Origin of the sequence: Faecalicatena contorta, from assembly GCF_003149105.1 — a bacterium.
In the GTDB taxonomy this organism is placed as follows: Bacteria; Bacillota; Clostridia; order Lachnospirales; family Lachnospiraceae; genus Muricomes; species Muricomes contortus_C.
This window is the reverse complement of record NZ_QGDS01000002.1, coordinates 456,535-478,996: the sequence shown is the minus strand read 5'-3', so window position 1 is coordinate 478,996 and position 22,462 is coordinate 456,535. Positions and strand designations below refer to the sequence as shown.

General features: G+C 39.4%; 21 protein-coding genes and 1 pseudogene. 2 read left to right on the top strand and 20 right to left on the bottom strand.

The genetic code is table 11. The features are described 5' to 3' along the window. Positions 1-7: 7 nt before the first annotated feature. Positions 8-811, bottom strand: coding sequence for an SDR family oxidoreductase (locus A8805_RS05550; protein WP_109709199.1), 804 nt, complete (start codon positions 809-811; stop codon positions 8-10). Positions 812-839: 28 nt separating this feature from the next. Beyond that, a complete protein-coding gene (locus tag A8805_RS05545) occupies positions 840-2,033 on the bottom strand; it encodes a CynX/NimT family MFS transporter (protein WP_109709198.1) in 1,194 nt (397 codons plus the stop codon). 202 nt (positions 2,034-2,235) lie between these two features. On the opposite strand from A8805_RS05545, the gene A8805_RS05540 reads away from it, so the two are divergent. Then, complete coding sequence (locus tag A8805_RS05540; protein WP_181392743.1) at positions 2,236-2,685, top strand: Lrp/AsnC family transcriptional regulator; 450 nt, start codon at positions 2,236-2,238, stop codon at positions 2,683-2,685. Positions 2,686-2,968: 283 nt separating this feature from the next. Here the strand turns inward: A8805_RS05540 and A8805_RS05535 are convergent, their stop codons facing one another. Both A8805_RS05535 and A8805_RS05530 read right to left on the bottom strand, forming a co-directional pair. Continuing rightward, positions 2,969-3,442, bottom strand: coding sequence for a pyridoxamine 5'-phosphate oxidase family protein (locus A8805_RS05535; RefSeq protein WP_109709196.1), 474 nt, complete (start codon positions 3,440-3,442; stop codon positions 2,969-2,971). 51 nt (positions 3,443-3,493) lie between these two features. After that, positions 3,494-4,378, bottom strand: a complete 885-nt coding sequence (locus A8805_RS05530; RefSeq protein ID WP_109709195.1) for an arylamine N-acetyltransferase family protein — start codon at positions 4,376-4,378, stop codon at positions 3,494-3,496. A 138-nt stretch (positions 4,379-4,516) separates the two neighbouring features. On the opposite strand from A8805_RS05530, the gene A8805_RS05525 reads away from it, so the two are divergent. Further along, positions 4,517-5,923 (top strand): PLP-dependent aminotransferase family protein, encoded by a 1,407-nt coding sequence (locus tag A8805_RS05525; protein ID WP_109709194.1) that lies wholly within the window; start codon positions 4,517-4,519, stop codon positions 5,921-5,923. A gap of 103 nt (positions 5,924-6,026) precedes the next feature. Here A8805_RS05525 and gtfA read toward each other — a convergent pair whose 3' ends face one another. From gtfA to A8805_RS05445, 16 genes and pseudogenes are all read right to left on the bottom strand, one after another. After that, positions 6,027-7,430 (bottom strand): sucrose phosphorylase, encoded by a 1,404-nt coding sequence (gene gtfA / locus A8805_RS05520; RefSeq protein WP_109709193.1) that lies wholly within the window; start codon positions 7,428-7,430, stop codon positions 6,027-6,029. 11 nt (positions 7,431-7,441) lie between these two features. Then, positions 7,442-8,518 carry a Gfo/Idh/MocA family protein gene (locus tag A8805_RS05515; protein ID WP_109709192.1) on the bottom strand — a complete coding sequence of 359 codons (1,077 nt, stop codon included), beginning with the start codon at positions 8,516-8,518 and terminating at the stop codon, positions 7,442-7,444. 10 nt (positions 8,519-8,528) lie between these two features. Continuing rightward, positions 8,529-9,425 (bottom strand): aldo/keto reductase, encoded by an 897-nt coding sequence (locus A8805_RS05510; protein ID WP_109709191.1) that lies wholly within the window; start codon positions 9,423-9,425, stop codon positions 8,529-8,531. Between the two features lie 35 nt (positions 9,426-9,460). Continuing rightward, positions 9,461-10,300 carry a carbohydrate ABC transporter permease gene (locus A8805_RS05505; RefSeq protein ID WP_109709190.1) on the bottom strand — a complete coding sequence of 280 codons (840 nt, stop codon included), beginning with the start codon at positions 10,298-10,300 and terminating at the stop codon, positions 9,461-9,463. A 16-nt stretch (positions 10,301-10,316) separates the two neighbouring features. Then, entirely contained in the window at positions 10,317-11,225 is a 909-nt protein-coding gene (locus A8805_RS05500; protein ID WP_109709189.1) for a carbohydrate ABC transporter permease, read from the bottom strand. A gap of 180 nt (positions 11,226-11,405) precedes the next feature. Beyond that, a complete protein-coding gene (locus A8805_RS05495; RefSeq protein WP_109709188.1) occupies positions 11,406-12,698 on the bottom strand; it encodes an ABC transporter substrate-binding protein in 1,293 nt (430 codons plus the stop codon). A gap of 258 nt (positions 12,699-12,956) precedes the next feature. After that, positions 12,957-13,976 (bottom strand): LacI family DNA-binding transcriptional regulator, encoded by a 1,020-nt coding sequence (locus A8805_RS05490; RefSeq protein ID WP_109709187.1) that lies wholly within the window; start codon positions 13,974-13,976, stop codon positions 12,957-12,959. 210 nt (positions 13,977-14,186) lie between these two features. Then, positions 14,187-15,344: pseudogene (vanT, locus tag A8805_RS05485) on the bottom strand (serine racemase VanT catalytic subunit); the annotation flags it as partial. After that, entirely contained in the window at positions 15,341-16,105 is a 765-nt protein-coding gene (locus A8805_RS05480; RefSeq protein ID WP_330405735.1) for a D-alanyl-D-alanine carboxypeptidase family protein, read from the bottom strand. The pseudogene vanT and the gene A8805_RS05480, both read right to left, overlap by 4 nt. Next, positions 16,105-17,148 (bottom strand): D-alanine--D-serine ligase VanG, encoded by a 1,044-nt coding sequence (gene vanG / locus A8805_RS05475; RefSeq protein WP_109709185.1) that lies wholly within the window; start codon positions 17,146-17,148, stop codon positions 16,105-16,107. Before vanG ends, A8805_RS05480 begins: the two co-directional genes overlap by 1 nt. Before the next feature lie 136 nt (positions 17,149-17,284). After that, positions 17,285-18,343 carry a vancomycin resistance histidine kinase VanS gene (gene vanS / locus A8805_RS05470; RefSeq protein WP_242992292.1) on the bottom strand — a complete coding sequence of 353 codons (1,059 nt, stop codon included), beginning with the start codon at positions 18,341-18,343 and terminating at the stop codon, positions 17,285-17,287. Positions 18,344-18,407: 64 nt separating this feature from the next. Beyond that, positions 18,408-19,109 carry a VanR-ABDEGLN family response regulator transcription factor gene (vanR, locus tag A8805_RS05465; protein ID WP_109709183.1) on the bottom strand — a complete coding sequence of 234 codons (702 nt, stop codon included), beginning with the start codon at positions 19,107-19,109 and terminating at the stop codon, positions 18,408-18,410. A gap of 18 nt (positions 19,110-19,127) precedes the next feature. Further along, entirely contained in the window at positions 19,128-19,670 is a 543-nt protein-coding gene (locus tag A8805_RS05460; RefSeq protein ID WP_109709182.1) for a GNAT family N-acetyltransferase, read from the bottom strand. A gap of 80 nt (positions 19,671-19,750) precedes the next feature. Next, positions 19,751-20,449 (bottom strand): FadR/GntR family transcriptional regulator, encoded by a 699-nt coding sequence (locus A8805_RS05455; RefSeq protein ID WP_109709181.1) that lies wholly within the window; start codon positions 20,447-20,449, stop codon positions 19,751-19,753. Positions 20,450-20,627: 178 nt separating this feature from the next. Then, complete coding sequence (locus tag A8805_RS05450; RefSeq protein ID WP_109709180.1) at positions 20,628-21,425, bottom strand: sugar phosphate isomerase/epimerase family protein; 798 nt, start codon at positions 21,423-21,425, stop codon at positions 20,628-20,630. A 13-nt stretch (positions 21,426-21,438) separates the two neighbouring features. Continuing rightward, entirely contained in the window at positions 21,439-22,461 is a 1,023-nt protein-coding gene (locus tag A8805_RS05445) for a zinc-dependent alcohol dehydrogenase (RefSeq protein WP_109709276.1), read from the bottom strand. Position 22,462: the final 1 nt, after the last annotated feature.

Sequence of the window (22,462 nt, the reverse complement as noted above, 5' to 3'; positions counted from 1 at the left end):
CTTTCGTTTAATGCTTCAGTCCATATTCTGTCTGAATACCAGGACGGGATCCAAGACCCAGGGTCGCGTCAATGCTTGCTCCATGAAGTACGGTGGACTCATCGTGTAACAATTGCTCTAACCAATAAGAGATTTCTTCCGGTTGAATTAAACGCTTTTTGGCCTGTGCCAAATCAAATGCTTCTCTTTCTTCCGGCGACATCTGATTCAGTGTACTAGCCTTAAACATTTGTGTCTCGGTTGCACCCGGGCAAACTACAAATACATCAATTAAGGTATGAGTATTTTCTGCTGCCAGTTGTTTTCCCAGAAAACTCACTGCACATTTGCTCATTCCATCGCTTAATGTAAAGAACGGGAAAGCCGCTATTCCACCGCCTACGGATGAAATAAAAATTAATTTCGTTTTCTCTGTTCTTTTTAAAAGATTGTCTTTTACCTTCTTATAAATCCAAAGTGGCCCCAATGCATTTACCCGCATCATTGCATCATCAGTTTCAAAAGCCAGTTCATCTGAACCAGCCTGATATACCTTTGCTGTAGCTGAACCAAGTGCTGCATTAAAGATAATACCATCCCAGGAGTGCTCATTTAAGAAGTCCGCCTTTTTTATCGCTTCCGGATCCCCTTGATCCAATTTGTAAGCATATACTATGCCCGGATATTTCTGGCAAAACTCTTCTGCTTTTTTTGCTGAGCTTCGATATGTAATATGCACCTCATACCCCTTTTCTACCAATAGCTGCAGCGTTGTTTCGCCAATCCCCTGTGTTCCACCTGTGAGTAAAACTTTTTTACGTCTGTTTGCCATAACCTTTTCCTCCATTTTTTTATTTATTTTAAAACCTATTGGTTTTTTCACGCTTCCTGTCTGTGATTCCAAGAAGGAACATACACAGCACGCCTGCAAGTACGGTCACACCCATAACCATAGAAGCCACCTTCCAGCTGCCGGATGCTGAAGCAATTTTTGCAACCACTGCTGCGCCTGTTGTTACTCCGAGATAATAGAATAAATACACCACTGCAAAGGTTTGTCCGATTAATTCCTTTCGCTTTACTGTTCTTGGTACCGAAATAGAAATACTTGATGAAAACAAGCTGATGGCTGCTCCCAGCAGTGCCACTTGTACAATTGCCATAGAAGAGGGCGCAAACACTATCATAAAACATCCCAATGCCATCAAAAGCCCAGTAACAACACCCAGGTAAGGTGCTTTTACTTTAAATTTATCAACAATAATCCCGGCAACTAAGCCAAACGGCACGCCCACCAGACCGAAGAATCCAGACTGTGCGTTTGCCCCTTCTTTTGATAATCCAAAGATTTCTGTTAAAATTCTTGGGTAATATGCAATAAACGTATAAAGTACAAATGTCATTGTAAACATTGCAATAGCCAATAACCATGTATTACCTTGTGCAAATACTTCCTTGTATGTGCTTTTTTCTTCCTTCGTTTCTTCCTCTCTGGCATCATCCAGCAAGAAGATAAAACCAAGCAATGCAATGGCTGCTAATATAGCTGTTACAATCCAAACAGACCGCAGCCCAAATCTTGTAAAAACCGGCAGATAAAAATTATAGCCAAACATCGAGGCAAGTGCTGAAAAAGTTCCGAAAATTCCAATTGCAACCCCTGAAGAACCTTCCTTGAACCACTCTCCGATAAATACCATTGCCATCATATTAATCATGGAGAAGGAAACTCCTTCAATAATCCGGCTAATTAAAAGTAAGGTGTAATTCATCACCTCGGCTCCGTTAACACTGGCAGCCCCTAACATATTTCCTAAAACCAGACAAGCCAGAACAATGACTCCAACCTTTTTCGCACCATACTTACTGATCATTGTTCCACCCGGCAGGGCCAGAAACAGTGCTGACAAGGTAAAGACCGACATAAGCCATCCAAATTTCTCTAAACTCAAATTCATTTCCATCTGAATCGGAGATATTTTAAGCTGACTTAAAGCCAATGCTGTTGCACTCAAATACACAACCAGAAATTTTAACCATTTGCCTTTTAACATAAACTTATCTTCCTCCTATTTTCTCGTAAATAGTATAGATAAATAGTATGCTCTCTTCTTTCTATTGTAAATAGCGCACAATAAATTCAATAAAATACAAAAATATTATTTCATTTTGCCTAATAATTATAAGGCACACTTTATGTTGACCTTAATAAAATTAGGTGTTAATATTTAAAAAAAGATGATATTGGGAGGTTTTATGGATACAATAGATAAAGATATTTTGCGAGTTCTTCAAAAAAATGCCAGAGCTTCGCTCAAAGAAATCAGTCAGCAAGTAAACCTGTCTCAGCCTTCCACAAGTGAACGGCTGCGTAAATTAGAATATGCCGGATATATCACAGGCTATACCGTTCTATTAGACAATCACAAGTTAGGAAAGGCACTCACCTGTTTTTGTATGGTGGTTTTAAAAGAGCCGCCGCGGAATTCACAAACGAAGTTCCGCACGCTTATTAAGGAGATGCCCGAAATCATAGAATGTCACTGTATCACCGGTGATTATGAGTATATTCTTAAGGTTGTAACGGACTCGACCCGAACCCTTGAGGCTTTGCTTGAAAGATTACGTAATGAATGCGGTGTTGTAAAAACTTATACATATACCGTATTATGTACGATTACAAATAAGCCCGGTGTGTGTATATAACTCTTTCACTAAACATACATACATTTTTGAAGTTACCTCTGCAAATCATAATATATATAGCACGCTATGATTTTTGTTAGCAAAACAATGTTGGTGGTCTTGTTTATATTACACAAAAAGAAGGAATCCCTACAGTCAGTTTCTGACTTTTGGGATTCCTTTTCTGCTTAATAAAGGAGCTTTCTATAACACTCCTATCCTCCATCCAAAGCATTGCCCCGGATACTCAATGCATCGGGCGAATGAATCCTGGAGGAAGTGTAATCTCCTGCCAGGATTTATTTTACAGATAATATTTTCCTGTAATTTCGTTAACTGCAATTTTTATAACCGCAGTGCCTCTGACCATATTTTCAGGCAATGTCTTATCAGCCAGATGGGGAGTATATTTTCCCACAATTTTATCTAATACTTTGGCTTTCGCTTTATAGTCTTCTAATAAAACAGCCTTTCCATCAATAATTGCGCTTTGATATTTCGTATTTGTATCACATGGATTATGCCTGGCATCAAGTAACAGCCCATCCATATTATATACAGTCATGCTCACAAAGGGATTCATTTTAATGTTTTCTATTTTTTTACCCTTAGGCAGACCATGTATATAAATGGCGCGGTCCAGATAAACAAAATGTACGGGAATGACATAAGGTGTACCGTCGCAGTTTACGGTTGCCAGGCATCCTGTTTGTATTTCATTTAGAAGTTTGTCAATCTCATCTCTGTCCAGCATATGTGTTTTCATTCTATATTGCATCACTTAACCTCCTGTTTTTCAAATAATAGCCTTGAGCAAATTTTCTCACATTCAAGATTTATGCCGGGTTTTCCGCATAATTACATCTGCCTTTTCCTTATTAATTTCAATACCAAAATACGTTTTACATAATAAGATAAACTCTTCATTCGTTTCAATGTTTCTCTTCACTAATATCTTGTTTTTTTTAGATATGGTGAACTCCCGGCCGGCCATCGTAATATGCTGATCAATAGGGCATATTGACATATGGGGAGCATCAATAAACGGTGAATCAGGATGAGTCTCGCAATAGTAATTAGGTAATAGAAAATCAATCTCTGATTGGGGGCTTTCATCAAAGCCAAAGATTTTGGACCATTCTTTTCCAGTTCTTTTCTGCCACATAATGTATCCGTAATATTCATCCTGTGTAAACTTATATTCTGAAATTCCATCTGTCTGCACTTTACCGCAAATAAATCTCAATGCAGTTCGGGGATACTCATTCCGGAAACTTACATCTGTTATGTAGGATATGCCATCAATTTCAACCCGCATTATTCTATGCCGTCTCATCTGAACGCCTTTGTTTTCAGAAATAAACCTGACATTATATACAGTGACTTTATATCCCAATGCTTTCAATAGAAATGTATATAAACCATTTACTTCAAAACAATATCCCCCTCTATTGTTTGATATGATTTTTATAAATAAATCTTTTCCATTTAATGAAATTGGCTCACCCAGTAATATCGAAAGGTTTTCATAGGGAATTTTTGAAATATGTATTGTCTGCAAATATTTCAAATTTTCTTCTGATGGTATAAGCCTATTTTTATCCTGCTTATAATCAAGCCCTAACCGTTGTAGATATTGTTCCACTTGACTTGCCGATAATATAAAATTTTCATCAATCATACCTGTCACCTGCCTGTAATTCTCTCTGGTCATTTTTGATTACCCCTGTTAAATAATGCTGTGGGCAACCATTGTTTACATTGCTATGGCCATATTGTATAATGAAATTGGACTTATTATAACCACCAATTTTCACATATTTAATAGCTCCAATTTCTTCAGGAGGATTACATGATAAATCTTAACCGAGCATCTCGCCATGCATTATATGAACAATTATATTTGCAGATAAAAAATGACATAACAGCCGGGATGATAGCTCCGGACAGCAGGCTTCCCGCTACCCGTACATTGGCTGATGAGTTGGGAATCAGCAGAAATACTGTAACAGCGGCTTATTACCAGCTTGAGCTTGAAGGTTATCTTCACGCCATTAAGGGCTCTGGCTTCTATGTAAATTCTTTACTGAACCTTGATTTGATTAAGAATACAAGTTTAGAAAATCCATCATTTCCCCCTGTTCATGAGGATAATGACCCCAAAAAATGTAAATATGATTTTCAATATGGGAATATAGATGGGGATATCTTTCCAACAAATCCCTGGCGTAAATGCATCATTTCTTCATTTGACAGCATAGCGGACCAGACTTATTTATCTTATACAGATAAACAAGGAGAATTTAGATTAAGGACAGCTATTTCAAATTATTTATATCAGACAAGAGGTGTCCGGTGTACACCAAAACAAATCCTAATTACAAGTGGACACCAGCATTCTTTACAACTCTTAACAAAATTGCTTCCTAAAGAGGAGTATTCCGTATCCCTGGAAGAACCAGGCTATGATGGCACAAGGGCCATATTTGAAATGAATAAATACGATATGAATACTGTTCATCTCGAAGATGACGGTATTTCCATAGATGACATATTCAGATTAAAAAACACATTATTATATGTAACTCCCTCACATCAATTTCCTACAGGATGTGTGTGTTCAATTTCAAAACGTTTAGAAATTCTAAACTGGGCAAGTAAACATAACAGCTATATCATAGAGGACGATTACGATAGTGAGCTTAGATACCATATGCTGCCGGTCCCCTCTTTGCAATCATTAGATCAGAGTGAAAGAACCATATATTTAGGAACCTTTTCTAAATCCTTATCCCCCGATTTAAGGATAGCATACGTCGTATTGCCTGAGCTTGTATTAAAGAACTATAATGAGACTTTTAAGCTCATAAACTGTACTGTTCCGAAACACCTGCAAATTGCATTAGCTGAATTTTTTGAGAACGGCAGTTACGAAAGACATATTAACATGTTAAAAACACATTATAAAAAGAAATATGACTTAATATGCAGTTGTATCAAAAAAACATTTGGCAAAAAAGCAGCCATACAAGGCAGCAGCGCCGGTTTGCATTTACTGCTTAGCATCAATAGTCCATATAGGCAGCATCAGATTATAAAAAGAGCATTGGATTGTGATGTTCAAGTATATCCTACGGATATTTACTGGAAAAATAAAAAGGATTGCCCTCAGAATCAGATTTTATTAGGTTTCAGCAGTATTCATATTCATGATATAGCCACTGCAATAGAAAGACTGCATCAGGCAGTTTACAAATAGCAAATTATTCTAGAAGTGTTAAATTTCAAAAAATAAGAAATATAATAAGCAGTGCCAGTAAGTTATTTTTCAACTTAGTGACACTGCTTCCGCTATAATTTCTTTATCCTACCCGTATTTGAAACTTATAAGTTTCCAGGTCTGCCTCCAGCACTGCCCGGACTGTTCCATTGTCCCGTATAATACGTAATTGACTGCCATTGCTCTCACACAGACAATCCCCGTCAAATGCAGGACATTCATTACGGAATTTCATCAAATCCCTCAGTTTTCTCACAACAGGACGCTGGAAGTTCTCATCAATCTCCTGCAATGTATAATAATGCCGGTTAATATTCCGTCCCTCTTTGGTCTGTTCCAAAAGTTCCAGATCATTCTCTCCGGCCAGCATCCCTACATAATAGACTTGCGGGATTCCCGGTGCAAAAAACTGGATTGCCCGGGCCAGTAAATAAGCATCATCATCATTTCCCAGAGCAGAGTAAAAACTGCAGTTAATCTGGTAGATATCCAAATTGTTGTATTCCTCGCTGCTGTATTTCTTCTTTACATTTGCACCTTTGGAGTAAAGCAATTCTTTTGTCTCTTCAATTTCCTCCGGGGATAACAAATCAACTACATCTACCACACCAATCCCATCATGGGTATCCAAAGTTGTCATTTGCTTCCGGGGACAAATATCCAGCCAGTGTTTCAGCCTGTCTCCTCTATGGGTATACAGTGCATGAAGCACCAGCATGGGCAGTGCAAAATCATAAACCCAAAATTCTTTCTCCGCAATCTTCATCTGAATTGAATAATGCTCATGAATTTCCGGCAAAATCTCTGCTCCATATTTTTCCGCTGTCTTTTCAATATCATACAGCAGATCCCACATTTCAGGCTCTACGAAAAAGCAGCTTGTATCCGCTTTCTTCACCGCATATGCAAACGCATCCAACCGGATAATGGATGCCCCGTGGCTGCACATAAACTCGATTGTATCCTCTATAAATTTTTTTACCGACGGGCTGGTTACATCCAAATCAATTTGTTCTTCACTAAAGGTACACCAGATTTTTTCTGTTGTTCCATCTGCAAATGTAAGATCAACATAGGGAGCCTTGGGTTTTCTCTTATAAATCTTATCCACCTGCTCCTCTGTCGGCTCACCATTTTCCCAGAATTCGCTATAACGGATAAACATATCTTTGTATGCCGATGCATCCTTTTTCTCTTTAAAATCCAGATAATAGGGGGAATGTGCCGAAATATGATTTACCATAAAATCATACATCAGCTCATACTTTTCCCCAATCCGCTTCAAGTCTTCAAAGCTTCCGAACTTTTCGTCTGCTTTGTCGTACTGCATAGGTGCAAATCCGCGGTCTGCTGAGGAAGGAAAAAACGGCAGGATATGAATACTTCCTACGGCTCCCTGATAATGTTTTTCAAGGACCGACTCCATTTCATTGAAATTTTTACCCAGGCTGTCCCCATAAGTAATCAACATAATCTGATTTTTCATGTATTCCTCCTCTATGCCCAACACTGTGCTGCCGTTGTAATCTCCTGGTTCGGATGTGCCAGCGCCTCGTCCATAACCAGGCAAATATACATATCTTGCAATGCATCTCTCAGACTGTAAAACTCTGTTCCTGTCTTTAAATATTCATCCATCTTCTTCATGCAGGTTGCAACTGCGATTTCATCGTCATTGAGCCTTGCATTTCCAAATGGATTTTTATATAAGAATTCTTCTCCAAGCATAATTCCATAGTGAGACCAGTCCTGATTATTGTAAACACCCAAATCAATGCGGTTTAAATTTTGTGTCACAGGTACATTTTCCTCCGTGAGGTAGCGGACTGTCAGATCATCAATTTCTCCTCTTACGCCCTGAACTGTCAACTGCCTTGTACGGATAAAGGAATGATATTGAGCCGGGTCGGAAAAATCAAAATATGCAATCTTTCCATTTTCAAATTCCATGGTCAGACGATCACGTGAACATTTGAACACTTCCCCGTTAAAGTCCATTCCTTCTCTGCCATAAGTCTCCGTCACATCAAACCAGAATCGCTTGCCGTAAATTTTTACATTCTCAAAGCCCGCGTTCAGATACTGCCGGATGATACTTGCCCCATGGTATCCATGAAGGGCAGAGATATTAATATTTTGTATCTCGCCCAATTTCCCGGAACGAATCACTTTGTCCCATGCTGCATACAACGGCTGTGCAAAATATTGTTCCGCTATCTGAATCTTCCCATTATATTTTTGGCAATTTTCCCATACACTCTTTAAGGCTTCAAGGTCCTCTCCCGGAGGAGTCTCACAAAGTACCGGAATCTGTTTCTCAAACAGCGTTGTAAGATAACCTGAGATAATTCCCCTCTTTATAGCTAACACAACATAGTCGGGATTCCCTTTTTCCAGTTCCTCTACTGTCTGTACAACAGGAACCTGATGTATTTTCCTAAACTGTTCTCCCTTTTCCTTTTCCCTTATTAATACCCCAATGAGTTCAAACTGTTCCGGCAGCGCCTTCGCAATACGGATATAGAATTCTGCTCTCCATCCGGAACCGATGACTCCAAATCGAATTTTCCCCATTTTACTCCTCCTATGGTACGTTATAGCCTCTGGATGCTTCCAATATCAGATACCATTCATCATAACTAAGCTGTATATCCAAGGCTTCTACTGCTGACTTCACTCTGGCGGTGTTCATAGTTCCCGTAATGGCTGCAATACGAACCGGGTGCACAAACAGCCATGCGTACATGATAACGTCCATGGACGTATGGTGCGCATCTGCAATTTCCTGGAGTGTGCTGCGTAAACGCACAGACTGCTGTTCTTCTCCCGCAAATACACTTCCGCCGCCAAGAGGAGACCATGCCATTAAAGGCATTCTTCTTGTAAATGCATCATCGGTCACACCATTAAAGAAGTTCTCCGTTGTTTTTACAGACAGCTCCATCTGATTTATCACAATAGGATTTTTCAGATAACTCTGGAGCATCTCAATCTGAGACGGCATAAAATTTGACACACCGATATTCAGGACTTTTCCTTCCTTTACAAGAGTATCCAGCGCATCTGCCGTTTCTTCCGGGTTTGCCAGTGGGTCAGGACGGTGCACAAGAAGCAGGTCTACATAATCTGTTCCGAGATTCTGCAAAGAAGCTTCCATTTCCCTCTTGATTTCTGCCTTGGAGGAGTCATAATATATTGTCTTATTTCCATTTTTGCCTGGAAGGACAATCCCGGTTTTAGTTACAAGCTGCATTTTATTCCTCAGTGCAGGATTCTTACGGATTACTCCGTCTCTAAACAATTTCTCACAGGTATATCCGCCATAGACTGGAGCATGGTCAAATGTAGTTACCCCCATGTCAATACATTCTTCTGCGAATTTCAGAAATGCATCTCCCTCCATCCCGGAATCTGCCGCACGCATACAGCCTGCCGCTACCTGTGATATCATACAGGTTTCATTTATTTTAATTTGTTTCATTCTTTTTCTCCTTCTCTCGTTCATCAAGTGAACCTTTATTCTTTCACTCCACCGGCAGTCAGCCCGGCAATGATTTTCTTCTGGAAAATCAGTACCATAATAATCAACGGTACTGTCACAATGACAGAACCTGCTGCCATATCTCCCCAAGGCATCTCATAATTACTGGGGAACATTGCGATTCCAACGGGAACCGTACGCATAAGGTCATTGGTCATGAAGGTAAGCGCATAAATGTACTCATTCCATGCATTAATAAATACAATCAATGCAACAGAAAAGATTGCCGGTTTAATCAGCGGGAGCATAATCTTAAAAAATATACCAGCTCTGGAACATCCATCAATGGCTGCTGCTTCTTCAAATCCCTTGGGAAGCTGTGAAAAGAAATTCGTCAGCAGCCAGATAGATAATGGAAGGGCAAAGGTGATATAAGGAATCACAAGACCCGCATAAGTGTTTAATAAGCGAAACTGCTTTAACAGTAAATAGATTGGACTCAAAGTCGCAATGGTAGGAAACATAGAAATACTTAAAATTGCCATAAGCATAATCTTCTTTCCTTTAAACCTCAGACGTGCCAGTGCATATGCTGCAGATGCCCCGATGAGGATGCTCAGGATTGTGGTGGTGACTGCCACAATAAAACTATTTAATAAGTATCTTGCAAATGGATGCTTTTCAAATACATTGAAGTAAAACTGGATATTAATCTCGCTTGGAATCCATTTTGCCGGAATTGCAGATATTTCCGACATGGGTTTGATTGATGTGAGAAACTGCCATATAAAGGGCAGGACAATCAAGCCTACAAAGAGAATAACAAAAGCATAGAACAATACCTGTCTGATGATATGTGATGTTTTTTTACTCATCTTTCGCCTCTCTTTCTTACATATCCGTAATCTGATTACCCAACACTCTCATGTACAAGAGACTAATGATGAACACGATAATGAATATCAGCACCGCCATAGCCGAGCCATACCCAAAGTCTAAAAATTTCATCAGATTATTGTATGCATAAATTGATACACTTTCTGTTCCATTTGCGCCGCCTGTCATAACTGCAACCAAATCAAATACACGGAATGCATCCAATGTACGGAAAAGAAGTGCCACAAGCACAGTACTCTTAACACTTGGAAGTGTCACATAACGGAACCTCTGGAACACATTTGCCCCGTCAATTTTTGCAGCTTCATATAAGTCTTCTGATACCATTTGAAGTCCTGCCAATATCAGCAGTGCCATGTAAGGAGCTGTCTTCCATACATCAGTGATAACCAGTGCCATAAACGCCCCGTCGGCAGTACTCAGCCATGCCTTATAACTGTCGATGATTCCAAATTTATATAAAATATCATTGAACAGTCCATACTGGTCGTTATAAATAAATTTCCACATCAAAGCAGATACAGATGTAGGAATTGCCCATGGAATTAGAATTGCCGCCCTCACAAGACCTTTTCCCCTGAACGCTTTATTCATAATCAATGCCGCCGTAAATCCAATCAAAAGTTCTAGGGATACGGTGGTAATTGTAAATTTCAAAGTAAATATAATAGATGTTAATGCTCTTTTATCACTGAATATTTTCACATAATTTTCAAGTCCAATAAATGGATAACCAGTCCCGGGGTCTGTCAGGACCATCTCATGAAGGCTCAGCCAAAACGTCCTGAGGATCGGGTACACTGCAACTAACAGCAATACTGTGATGGCAGGCACCATCATAATCCAGGCATCTCTGCTTTCTGTCTTTTCGAGAGAGCCATTTCTTTTCTTTTTACCTGTCATGATTGCCTCCTTACTTCTTAAAAAAGAGATGTTGCAAAATTGTTCTCCCTTACAAGGCATACACTGGATTTTAGGATTGTGAATAATGCAATCCTAAAATCCAGTGCCCTTCTTCAAGATATTTGCATTTTACGTATCTGTTCAGAACAGTTACTATTTTACAACATCTCTCGGCCTACATTACTTGCTTAATTCTTCTACTTCCGTCTGCAATTTATCAAGTGCCTCCTGCACTTCCATTTCACCCGTCAATGCCTGATGGATGTTTCTCTGGATTGCATCTGAAACCTTTGCATACTGTGGTGACTGAGGTCTGGATTTTCCGCCCTGGATTACACCGTAAAAGTTTTCATAGAATGGAATTTCTTCCAGAATTTCCGTATCTGTATATACAGACTTTACAACAGGCGGCTGTGAAGAAATCAAGGTCATTTCTTTCTGTGTATCAGCACTTACCATGTACTTAATGAACTCCACTGCCGCTTCCTTCTGTGTATCACTGATTGCATTATTTACAACCAGGTCAAGTCCGCCCAGGCAAGAGTGTGGCTCCTCACCCTTTGGTCCAATCGGCAGTGTTGTCGCACCAATCAGTCCTGTTACTTTAGAACCTTCGTCCTGTCCGCTTGACCAAAAGCCTGACCAGTCGCGGATAAACAGGCACTTGCCTTCTTTAAATACTTGCTCACTCTCTGTCTCTGTATAAGTGGTTATACCTGATGGGGCATACTTATCAACCAGAGTTTTCATAATATTTGTTGCTTCCACATTGTTATCCGTATTGATGACCGGAGCTCCGTCTTTATCCAGGATTTCTCCGCCGTTATTCCATACATACTCTACCCAGTTGCACACCAGCGCCTCAGACTGAGCTGCCTGAAAATCTGCACCATATTCTACACCATTAATGCCAACAGCTTTGTCCGCAAGCTCCATCCATCCTTCATAAGTATCAGGAACTTCCGCTCCCAGCTGGTCTAACACATCCTGGCGGTAGAACAGCACACTTGAATTAGTGAACCATGGTGCTGCCACTAATTTCCCATCATAAGTAGCTCCTGCCACTGTTCCTTCCAGCATTGTATCTGTAATGGAAGAATCAAGTGCATCGCTCAAATCCATCAGCCAGCCTGCAGATGCAAACTCCGCAATATATACAACATCCAGTCCCATAATATCAACACTGGTATCTTCGGATGCCAATTTATTCACAAAATCATCATGAACCTGATTTGCATCCTGAGGAAGGAGAACAGTCTCAACTGTAATCTTATCCTGACTCTTATTAAAGTTGTCTACGATTTTCTGTGTCGGCTCTCCAACACCCTGATCAAACGAAAATTTCAAGGTAATCTTCTCGTCTGATGAATCTGAACCACCGGAAGACTGGCTTTTCCCGGAGCATCCTGCCAATGATGCCATCATCAATGCTGCCATAGTGCCTGCAATGACTTGTTTCATTCTTTTCTTCATACTACTTTTCCTCCTTTAGGATGTATAATTTATCGCATTCCCCTTACGGGTGAAAGCACATTGTAATTCAGGAAATCGTTTTCCTGAATGTTATTAAAAATAACGAATATCCTCTTTAAAATGTATATATTTCCCAGCCTGGAAAATATAATACGTGAGTTCTTCGTTTATTTAGATAGGAAAACTTTTTCCCGTGTTGATTTTTGAAAGAGCTGATTTATATCAGCTCCTATATAACTGCTTTGAAAAGCTTTCTGCTTATTTGCTTTTTGCTCTGGTCGTGCCCCTTCGGATAATCTTATGGGGTACATAGTGTGTCGCTGCTTTCTCCTTGCTTCCTGTCATGAACTTAATCAATTCTTTTGCAGCTTTCTCACCTTCAGCAAAATAAGGAATTCTGACAGTAGAAAGCTCCGGCCTTAAACATGTAGCAAAATCCAAATCATCAAATCCGATAATGGATATCTCATCAGGAACGCTCACACCTACACTATTTAAAAACTGAATACCGCCAATGGCAATCAAATCACTTCCTGCCACTACAGCAGTCGGAAGAATACTATTTTCCTCGTATAACCGTTTCATTCCTTCATAACCGGACTGGAAAGAAAATTCTCCCTGCTCAATATAGGAATCAGGAACTGTAATCCCGGCTTCTTCCAGTGCCATACGGTACCCTTTCAAGCGCTTCTTTCCTGAAGAAAAGTCATGTTTCGGCCCGCCCAGATAGGCGATTCTTTCATGTCCATTATCCAGCAGAAACTTTGTTGCATCATACACAGCCCGAACATTATCATGTGTCACAGTATCTATCACATTCTCTTCTACTGCTGACTCTTGAGTGACTAATACAACCGGATACTGTTTCTTAAGCATCGCATCAACAAGTACCTGGTTTATGTCAACGCCTGCAAACAAAACACCATCTGTCTGCTTGTCCTCCAGTACATCCAAAAGCTTCATTTCCTGCTCCTGTTCACCACCGGATTCGCATACCATAATTGTATATCCTTTTTTTGTACAGACGCTGTTGATTCCTTTTGTCAAAGCCCCAAATACTGGGTTCGAAATATCTGGAATTACCACTCCGACTATATTGGTTTTCTTGGTAATCAGCCCCTGGGCCAACGCATTAGGTTTAAAATGGTTCTTTTCAATAATCTCGTATACCCGTTCTCTTAATTCAGGACTTACCGGCTTCGTATTATTCATGACTCTGGAAACAGTAGAAATAGACACTCCTGCCTCCCTTGCGATATCTGCTATCGTAATCGCCATATAAGCCTCCTTATTCCATTTTAAGGAAAACTATAGGAAAAGGTTTTCCTCTTTGAGAACATATTAACATCAACGAATCGGCATCGTCAATCCCCTTTTTATCCCAGCCGTATATTTTGTTAATCCTAGACAAAATTCTTCTTCTGTTTTTGTCTATATTTTAATCTATTTTCCGTCATTGCATTTCCCGCATTGTTCTTTGGCCTACAATTAATATTTTCCGTCCAAATCTGTTGTAATAACTTTTAATCTCTGCCCCAAACGGCACAAAAGTTCATTTGTTATACTTCCAGAATTGTCAGCAACAACTGGTGCGGCAATTTCATCTTTGCCAATTAGTGTTGCTTCCATGCCAATTGCAATATTAGGAATATCGGTAACATCAACTGCAAGCTGATCCATACAAATTTTACCAACAACAGGTGCCTGATGTCCATTGATAAGTACATGGCTCTTTTGGCAGGATAAGTTTCTTGGAAAACCATCTGCATATCCAATTGGTAATATGGCAATTAAACGATTCTTGTCAGCAATAAATGCTCTGCCATAGCCAACACTTTCACCCTTTTTAATTACTCTTAATAAAACCACCTTTGATTTCAGGGAAAGCACAGGCCGCAAATCAAGATGCAGCTTTGTTTTATCATTAGGAGAACTTAATACACCATACAGCAAAACACCTGTCCTCACATAATCACATTTCAGCTCCGGATAATTCAAAAGCCCATAACTGCTTTGAATATGTGTTTTAGGCAGTTCTATGTGTTTTTTCTTCAACTTCTCAAGGAGTTCATAGAAACTATCAATTTGTATGTTAGTAAAACGGATGTCCTCCTTATCAAGGCTGTCAGAAACACATAAATGAGTGTAGATGCCACATATTTCAATATGCTTCATTCCAAAAACACTGGTGATTTTTTCCGTATCAGCTTTATCAAATCCAAGTCTGTGCATCCCCGTATCCACTTTAATGTGAGCTTTAATATTGTAGTTTTGTTTATTCAGAAGCAGAGCATAATCATAATCTATTAGTGTTTGTGTAAGCTCATATTTCTGAAGTTCCCCTGCCCGTGCAGGACTTGTGTATCCAAGAATCAGTATTTCACCTAAAATATCATAACGGCGTAATTGGATGCCTTCATCAATAGTCGCCACTGCGAATGTTTTTACTCCAATCTGATTCATATATGCTGCTATCTGGTACATTCCGTGACCATAGGCTTCCGCTTTTACAACAGCCATCAACTCACAATTTGAGTGCATTGCGTTTCTTAATATTTTTACATTATGTTTTAAATTATTCAAATCAATTTCTATCCAGGCCCTCTCATCATCTGTGATATAAGGTTTTGCCTTGCTGCTTTTCATTTTTTGTCCCCCCATAGCGTCACGATAAAGCCATCCGTATTGTTTCCTGACACTTGATAGACTGTTTTTTCTGGTAATGTAATTGTTGTTATTCCCGTTGCTTCTGCTGCAGCATAAAATACTTCGATACTTTTTCCATTCCTGTGCATTTTCAGATGGTTGCTTTTCCACAGAAATTGTTTTATAAACTCAATGTATTCCTCTAATGTAAAGTTGTTTTCGGTCATAATTTCGGAATGTGGATAGCCCACATAGCGAAAGTGCCACGGCTCGTGGGCAATTCCTGTTATTTGCTCTTTTCCATTTGGATAACGCTCTATAAATCCATATCCGGGAGCAGACTTACGAAATTCATCACAAACGCCATCATACGGAAACTCCGGACAAATAAAATCTATAACCTCTTTTTTCAGAGCCAAATCGATAGCAAGCCCTGTCTGGTGTTCACTCTGATCTGGAAGTGCTACGAATTTCCGTGTAAAATCCTCACCACTATCTCGTAGTGATGTTTTATATATATCCATTTGTTCTCTCGCCGAACGGTATCCACTTACAGGAATAATCTTATTCGAATAGCTGCTTTTTTCAAAAATCATTTTCAGAATATTTCCAGCTTCACGCTTCAAAAGGACATCAGGGAACTTTGCCATTACGGGCATTAGTTCGTTTTCATTCATAACTTGCATTGGGAACTTCGCATTTACAAGAAGCAAATTACCAAAATGGACTTTTTCTTTTGACAGTGTGATATTCTTCATCATTACAAGTACAACCCTATCAGCTTGTCCAACATTTCTTCAAAGGACAATCCAATGCCTTTCATCATATTAGGATACCGGCTATGTGAAGTAAATCCAGGGATTGTATTTACCTCGTTAAATACGATTTCTCCAGATGGAGTTAAAAACATATCTACTCTGGCAAAACCAGAACACCCCAGTGTCTGATAGATTGCCATTGCTGTCTCTCGTATCTGCTTCTCACACATGGCATCAATTCTGGCTGGCATATAAATCTTAGAATTTTTCAATGTGTACTTTTCTGTATAATCAAAAAAGCCATCAGTCAGTTCTATTTCATCCACTCTGCCCACAATTAAGTTCTCTTTTCCCTGGACTGCACAACCGACCTCAAAACCATCAATGTTTTCTTCAATAAGGACTCTGTCATCGTGTTCAAACGCAAGTTCAACTGCTGCCTGCAATTCAGCTTCCCTGTAGATTTTGGTAATACCAAATGATGAGCCTGCCCGGACCGGTTTTATAAAAAGGGGATACGTCAGGCCTTTTGATAAATGAAACAATTCTGCTCTCATTGATTGACCAAGCATAATTGACTTTGGAACAGAAATCCCTGCTGTACGAACGACTCTGTGTGCCATATCTTTATCCATACACAAAGCGGACGATAATGTATTACACCCAATAATCTGTATACCTGCTAATTCAAATAGCCCCTGAACCGTACCATCTTCACCATTTTTCCCATGCAATACAGGAAAAACCAAATCTATCGTTGTTACTTTATTCTCCTTTTTACAAAACTCTATAATTCCGCCTGATTCCCGGCTTTGAGAAACGGCAATAGGAATAAGATTTCGGGAATCATTACTCCACGTGTTGTCTTTGATATTATTACAATTGCCGTTGTAACGATACCAATCACCTTGTCTTGTTATACCAATAGGAACAATATCATATTTTGAAGTATCTAAACTTTTAAGAACAGAGAACGCCGACTCTAATGATACTTTGTATTCAGTCGAACAACCTCCAAAGATTACAGCTATTCTTTTCTTTTGCATTTTTAGTCTCCTTTGCTTCTACATATAAAAAACACTCTTGCTCTGACACAAAAATTGTATCAAAACTCAAGAGTGCTTTTTTTCGTTCGCGCTAACTATTTTCTTATATTTTTGTCCGTAAATTCTTACGATTTTCCTACGGAGACGGGATTGTCACATCAAATTCAATAACTTCATTTTTACTTTTTGCCGCAATAGTTCCATTGTGAAGATTTACAATCTCTTTTGCAATGGCCAATCCGAGACCCGCGCCGCCATTGTTAGAGCCGCGGGATGTGTCAAGACGATAGAATTGTTCAAAAATCCGTTCAAGTTTTTCCTTAGGAATTGTATTGCCGTGATTTATAAACTTAATCGTTGTTTTGTTCTCATCCTGTATAACATTAATTTCAATGGTACTATTTTCAAAACTGTAAAATACGGCATTGCGCAAAAGATTATCCAACACACGCTGCATTTTGTCCACATCACATACCAACATCAAATTATGTTCTGAGCTGAGATTACATTTCAAGTCTTTATCTAATAACATTGGTTTGAACTCAAATACAAGTTGTTCAAGCAGGCGGGTTAAATTTACCTTGCTATATTGAAGTGTGATGTCTGAAAGATTAAATCTTGTAATTTCAAAAAACTCATTTATTAAATCCTCAAGCCGCTCTGCTTTATCTAATGAAATACCCAAATACTTTTGCCTAAGTTCTTCTGATATTTTGTCTTCATCACGCAGCAGAGTTAAATAGCCTATGATTGATGTCAATGGAGTTTTTAAGTCGTGGGCAAGATACACAACAAGATCGTTTTTCCGTTTCTCCGCTAACTGTGTGTCAATTTTTCGTTTTTCAAGAGTGTGTTTAATCGTATTTATCTTTTTTTCTGTGGCTGCCAACTCCGGCGACAGACTTATTTCATCAGTATTCTCTTTAATTAGTGCATCAATTCCCTTGTTGATTTCTCCGAAATACCCGGTAAACCATTTTAAATAGAAATGGAATATTAAAAAGAACATCATTGCTATTGCAATAAAGAAAACAATCTCCATATAGTTACGAAAGGTCTGCCGATATAAATTCAGAGCGTTGATGTAATCCATACGAAATACATGTTGAAATAATGCAACCATCCAGTTTGCAAAATTTCCGCGCAGTATAACCGTATAAAGAAACCAAATTGTCACAATGGAACCGAACACCATGCTGATTGTCCGGGCAAATAGTTTTGTTTGCAACTGTCGATAATCACCGTTGCCTTTTGGTATTTTACTTTTCAATTGTATATCCAACTCCCCATACCGTTTTAATAAATTTAGGTTTTTTTGCAGGTTCATTCATTTTTTCACGCAGCCGTCCAATATGAGCCATAACAGTATTATTGTTATCAAGATATTTTTCGCCCCATACTGCTTCAAACAGTTCTTCTGAAGAAACGACACTGCCTTGATGTTCACATAAATACCAAAGAATGGAGAACTCAATCGGAGTGAGTTTAAGTTCTTTTCCGAACAAAGTGCATTTATGCGTATCCTTATTTATAATCAAGCCTTTCAAATCATACTCTTTGATGGATACAGCAGCTTCTTCATTATTCCCGTTATATTTCATGTAACGCCGCAGCTGAGTTTTTACCCTTGCCACAACCTCCAATGGATTAAACGGTTTTGTTATATAATCGTCAGCCCCAATAGTAAGCCCCATAATCTTGTCCGCATCCTCAACCTTTGCAGTCAGCATAATAATAGGGAAAAAATACTTTTCACGAATTTTCTGGCAGATATGAAACCCGTCAATATCCGGAAGCATAACATCTAAAATTGCCATATCAAGTTTTGTAGACTCAATACATTTTAGTGCTTCAACGCCATTATAGAGCTTATATACAGTATAACCATCATTTTTCAAATAAACTTCAATTAAATCGGCTATTTCTTTTTCATCATCTACGATTAAAATACTTTCATTCATATCAGATTTTCACCATCCTTACTGCATTTTCACCCATTGTTCTTTCGTCATACAGGTCACATGCTCCGTTCTGATATCATCCATCAGCTCCCAGTGAATATTTTCATTGGTATGATGATACACAAATCCGCATTTTTCCTGCACCCTTTTAGATTTTGTATTTCCATCAAAATAGCCGCACCAGATTTTCTCCAAATGCAAATCTTCAAAGCCGTGCCGCAGCATTTCTCCTACTGCCTCGGGGATCAGTCCCTGTCCCCAGAATGGAACGCCAATCCAATAACCAATTTCCCCCTCTTCATCGGGTATGTCAAGATTACTGGCGGAGCCAGTCATCAGGCCGATGCTGCCGACAGCTTTCTGTTCCTCTTTCAAAACAACCGCATAAGTTTCCTCCGCTGACAGCACCTCCTTTATAATCTCACGGCTGTTTTCCACACTGGTATGCGGCGGCCACCCTGCAATCGGGCCTACCTGCGGGTCCTTCGCATATTCATATAAATCCCCGGCATCCTCTTCCTGCCAGGATCGAAGGATTAGTCTTTCTGTTTCCAATCTCATGTTTTATCTCCTCTCTTTTTCGGAGCAGGCAAATCATACCTTCTTCAACATTAGAAGTTCAAGAAGTACACTCTATAATATTATTTATTTTCTTCCTCAAAATAGGATTCATTTTTGCTAATATGCTCACGCATTAATTTCATCGCTAATGATGCTTCTCCATTTTCTATAGCACCCAAAATCTTTTCATGGTAGTAAATTCCCGGCTCAAATCCCATCTTCCTGATAACATCATCCATTGATTCCTCAAGAATATCCCGGAGAATTGAATTTGTCTTAATAATTAAAGGATTCTTCGTCATTTCACCAATTTTAATGTGAAATGCTAAATCTGACTTTGCATAACCTTTATTATCTTCATTCTTCTGCGCTCTTTTCATTTCGCCCACCAAAGCTCTAAGCTCTTCGATATCCTCTTTTTCTGCTCTCTTAGCCGCAAGCCGCGCGCTCTCAGAATCAATGATTTCACGAAATTCAATTACCTGAGACTGAGACTGCCCGCCTAAATACATTGTGGGAATCAGTTCATTTAAACTCCGCTCTACCTCAATCTCTTTGACAAACGAACCTTCTCCAAGTCTTGTTTCAACCAAATCTAATGCACTTAATTTCTGCAAAGCCTGCCTGATTGTAATACGGCTGACATTAAACAAATCCGCAAGTTCATTTTCTGAAGGAAGCTTATCTCCTGGCTTCCATTCACCGGTTATCAGTTGCTTTTTCATCTGTTGAAAGACTTGTTCACCCACATTTACTTTTTGTATTGGTTGTATTTTCATTGCTCACTTCTCCCTGCAGCAGATGTCGGTAGTACACCTCATCCTATTTACTTTGATATTATAACATGCCCCAAAATTAATGTCGACTGCAACTGTTGTTTCCATACATAGGAAGGAATTTTTGCTTCTTTTCTCAAAAGAAGAACCTGTTAAAAACAGGTCCTTCTCCACATGCTTACTATGCATTTTCCCGGAAAACTTTAAGCGTTTTAGAAGCACTCAAGGCAAAATTCTCACAGTATGCCTCACAGCTGATTCTTTCATTGTATTCTATCTCCCTCAGTGCGGCAAAAAATGCTTGGTAGTCTGCTTCTACCATACTCTCCGGGTATACCCTGCCATTAGGGTTTGCAAAGTGTACATGCCGCAGAAATTGTTTGCCATTTTCTAAAATATTTGTAAGAGGTTCCTTTTCTTCTGACAGGTGATAAAAGTCAACCAGTACTTTTACACATTCATGATTTACGTCCGCAGCCAATCCGCAGCCTTCTTTAAATGTATTGATTAAATTGCATTCAGCCTTTCGGAGCGGCTCGATTACAATGGTGATGCCTCTGTTTCGGGCAATTTCTCCCACTTGTTTCAGTAAATTTACCACTTGCTGATATCCATTCTCTAAAGAGTAGCCTTCAGGCACATTTTTAGCTGGTCCGCTTCCAAACACTACATATCTAACACCCAGTTCATGCGCCCTGTCCAGTGCTTTTTCTGCATATGTCAAAATCATATCCATATGTACTTCTTCTCCGGTCAATCGCATCGTCTTTGGGAAAAAGTTGTTACATACCTCACATGCAATTCCGGAATCCTGCACACGTTTTTTTAGATTATTGAATTTCTCTTCAGAAAGCATCATCATCTCCGCCAATGGAAGTTCTGCATATTCATATCCCAGCTCTGCCAGTTTTTCTATGTGTTCAATCCCTGTTCCATCCGTATAAGATGCGACCATATTCAAACAACAGCCAAATCTCATATAGTCCTCCTTTTTATGGTTCAATTATAATTTTGATATATTCATCTGGCTTCTGATGAAGGTCCTCCATCGCCTGCATTGTTTCCTCCAATGGTATGACTTTAGAAATCAATTTTTCCGCGTTCAATTTCCCAGCCCCAATAATCTCTGCCACTTCGCCAAATTCCTGATGGGTATAATTAAAGGAACCTAATATCTTTCTTGCAAAACATACAATATCCTGCATATTAATCTGCATCTCTTTTTGGGACATTCCGACCCAAACTGCCGCACCGCCTATCCTAAGGCATTTAATAGACTGATTTGCAGTTGCCTGTACACCAACAGCTTCAATAGACACATCTATCATATGGCCATCCGTATAATTTTCAATTGCTGTCATAGCATCTTCAATACCTGGATTGACAACTTCATCTGCTCCAAATTCTTTTGCCGCATCCAGCCTTGAATTACTTAGATCAGATACTATAATTTTTGCAGGATTTTTTAACTTTACTAATTGCAAAATACAAAGTCCGATTGTACCTGCTCCGATTATCAAAACATTCTTTCCTGCCAGATCGCCGCTCTTTTTTACCGCACCATAAGCCACAGCATAAGGCTCTGTCAGAGCTCCTATTTTATATGAAATATTATCAGGCAATTTATAAAGAAGCTTCTCTGGAACAGCTACGTATTCTGCCATTGCGCCATCCACATCTAAAACCCCAAAAAATTTCTTGTTCAGGCACATGTTCGTAAGACCTTGCTTACAATTTTCACATTCTCCGCAAAAGTTGATGGGTTGTGGAATTACACCGTCACCAACTTTAAATTTGGTAACACCTTCTCCCAGCGCTTCTACCTCTGCCGCAAATTCGTGTCCCATTGTCATGGGGGGCAGTCTTCTTCCGGTCAGGCCCAGATACCCGTGAACATCACTGCCGCAGATTCCACATGCTTTCACCCGCAGCAATACCTCGCCCTTTTGCGGAACAGGTTTTTCCACTTCCTGTATCTCAAGTTGTCTTTCCCCTAAATATCGTAATGCTTTCATC

Coding starts and splice junctions, on each gene's coding strand:
- A8805_RS05550 (WP_109709199.1), bottom strand. CDS start 811: ATGGCAAACAGACGTAAAAAAGTTTTACTCACAGGTGGAACACAGGGG.
- A8805_RS05545 (WP_109709198.1), bottom strand. CDS start 2,033: ATGTTAAAAGGCAAATGGTTAAAATTTCTGGTTGTGTATTTGAGTGCA.
- A8805_RS05540 (WP_181392743.1), top strand. CDS start 2,236: ATGGATACAATAGATAAAGATATTTTGCGAGTTCTTCAAAAAAATGCC.
- A8805_RS05535 (WP_109709196.1), bottom strand. CDS start 3,442: ATGCAATATAGAATGAAAACACATATGCTGGACAGAGATGAGATTGAC.
- A8805_RS05530 (WP_109709195.1), bottom strand. CDS start 4,378: ATGACCAGAGAGAATTACAGGCAGGTGACAGGTATGATTGATGAAAAT.
- A8805_RS05525 (WP_109709194.1), top strand. CDS start 4,517: ATGATAAATCTTAACCGAGCATCTCGCCATGCATTATATGAACAATTA.
- gtfA (WP_109709193.1), bottom strand. CDS start 7,430: ATGAAAAATCAGATTATGTTGATTACTTATGGGGACAGCCTGGGTAAA.
- A8805_RS05515 (WP_109709192.1), bottom strand. CDS start 8,518: ATGGGGAAAATTCGATTTGGAGTCATCGGTTCCGGATGGAGAGCAGAA.
- A8805_RS05510 (WP_109709191.1), bottom strand. CDS start 9,425: ATGAAACAAATTAAAATAAATGAAACCTGTATGATATCACAGGTAGCG.
- A8805_RS05505 (WP_109709190.1), bottom strand. CDS start 10,300: ATGAGTAAAAAAACATCACATATCATCAGACAGGTATTGTTCTATGCT.
- A8805_RS05500 (WP_109709189.1), bottom strand. CDS start 11,225: ATGACAGGTAAAAAGAAAAGAAATGGCTCTCTCGAAAAGACAGAAAGC.
- A8805_RS05495 (WP_109709188.1), bottom strand. CDS start 12,698: ATGAAGAAAAGAATGAAACAAGTCATTGCAGGCACTATGGCAGCATTG.
- A8805_RS05490 (WP_109709187.1), bottom strand. CDS start 13,976: ATGGCGATTACGATAGCAGATATCGCAAGGGAGGCAGGAGTGTCTATT.
- A8805_RS05480 (WP_330405735.1), bottom strand. CDS start 16,105: ATGATGAAGAATATCACACTGTCAAAAGAAAAAGTCCATTTTGGTAAT.
- vanG (WP_109709185.1), bottom strand. CDS start 17,148: ATGCAAAAGAAAAGAATAGCTGTAATCTTTGGAGGTTGTTCGACTGAA.
- vanS (WP_242992292.1), bottom strand. CDS start 18,343: ATGGTGTTCGGTTCCATTGTGACAATTTGGTTTCTTTATACGGTTATA.
- vanR (WP_109709183.1), bottom strand. CDS start 19,109: ATGAATGAAAGTATTTTAATCGTAGATGATGAAAAAGAAATAGCCGAT.
- A8805_RS05460 (WP_109709182.1), bottom strand. CDS start 19,670: ATGAGATTGGAAACAGAAAGACTAATCCTTCGATCCTGGCAGGAAGAG.
- A8805_RS05455 (WP_109709181.1), bottom strand. CDS start 20,449: ATGAAAATACAACCAATACAAAAAGTAAATGTGGGTGAACAAGTCTTT.
- A8805_RS05450 (WP_109709180.1), bottom strand. CDS start 21,425: ATGAGATTTGGCTGTTGTTTGAATATGGTCGCATCTTATACGGATGGA.
- A8805_RS05445 (WP_109709276.1), bottom strand. CDS start 22,461: ATGAAAGCATTACGATATTTAGGGGAAAGACAACTTGAGATACAGGAA.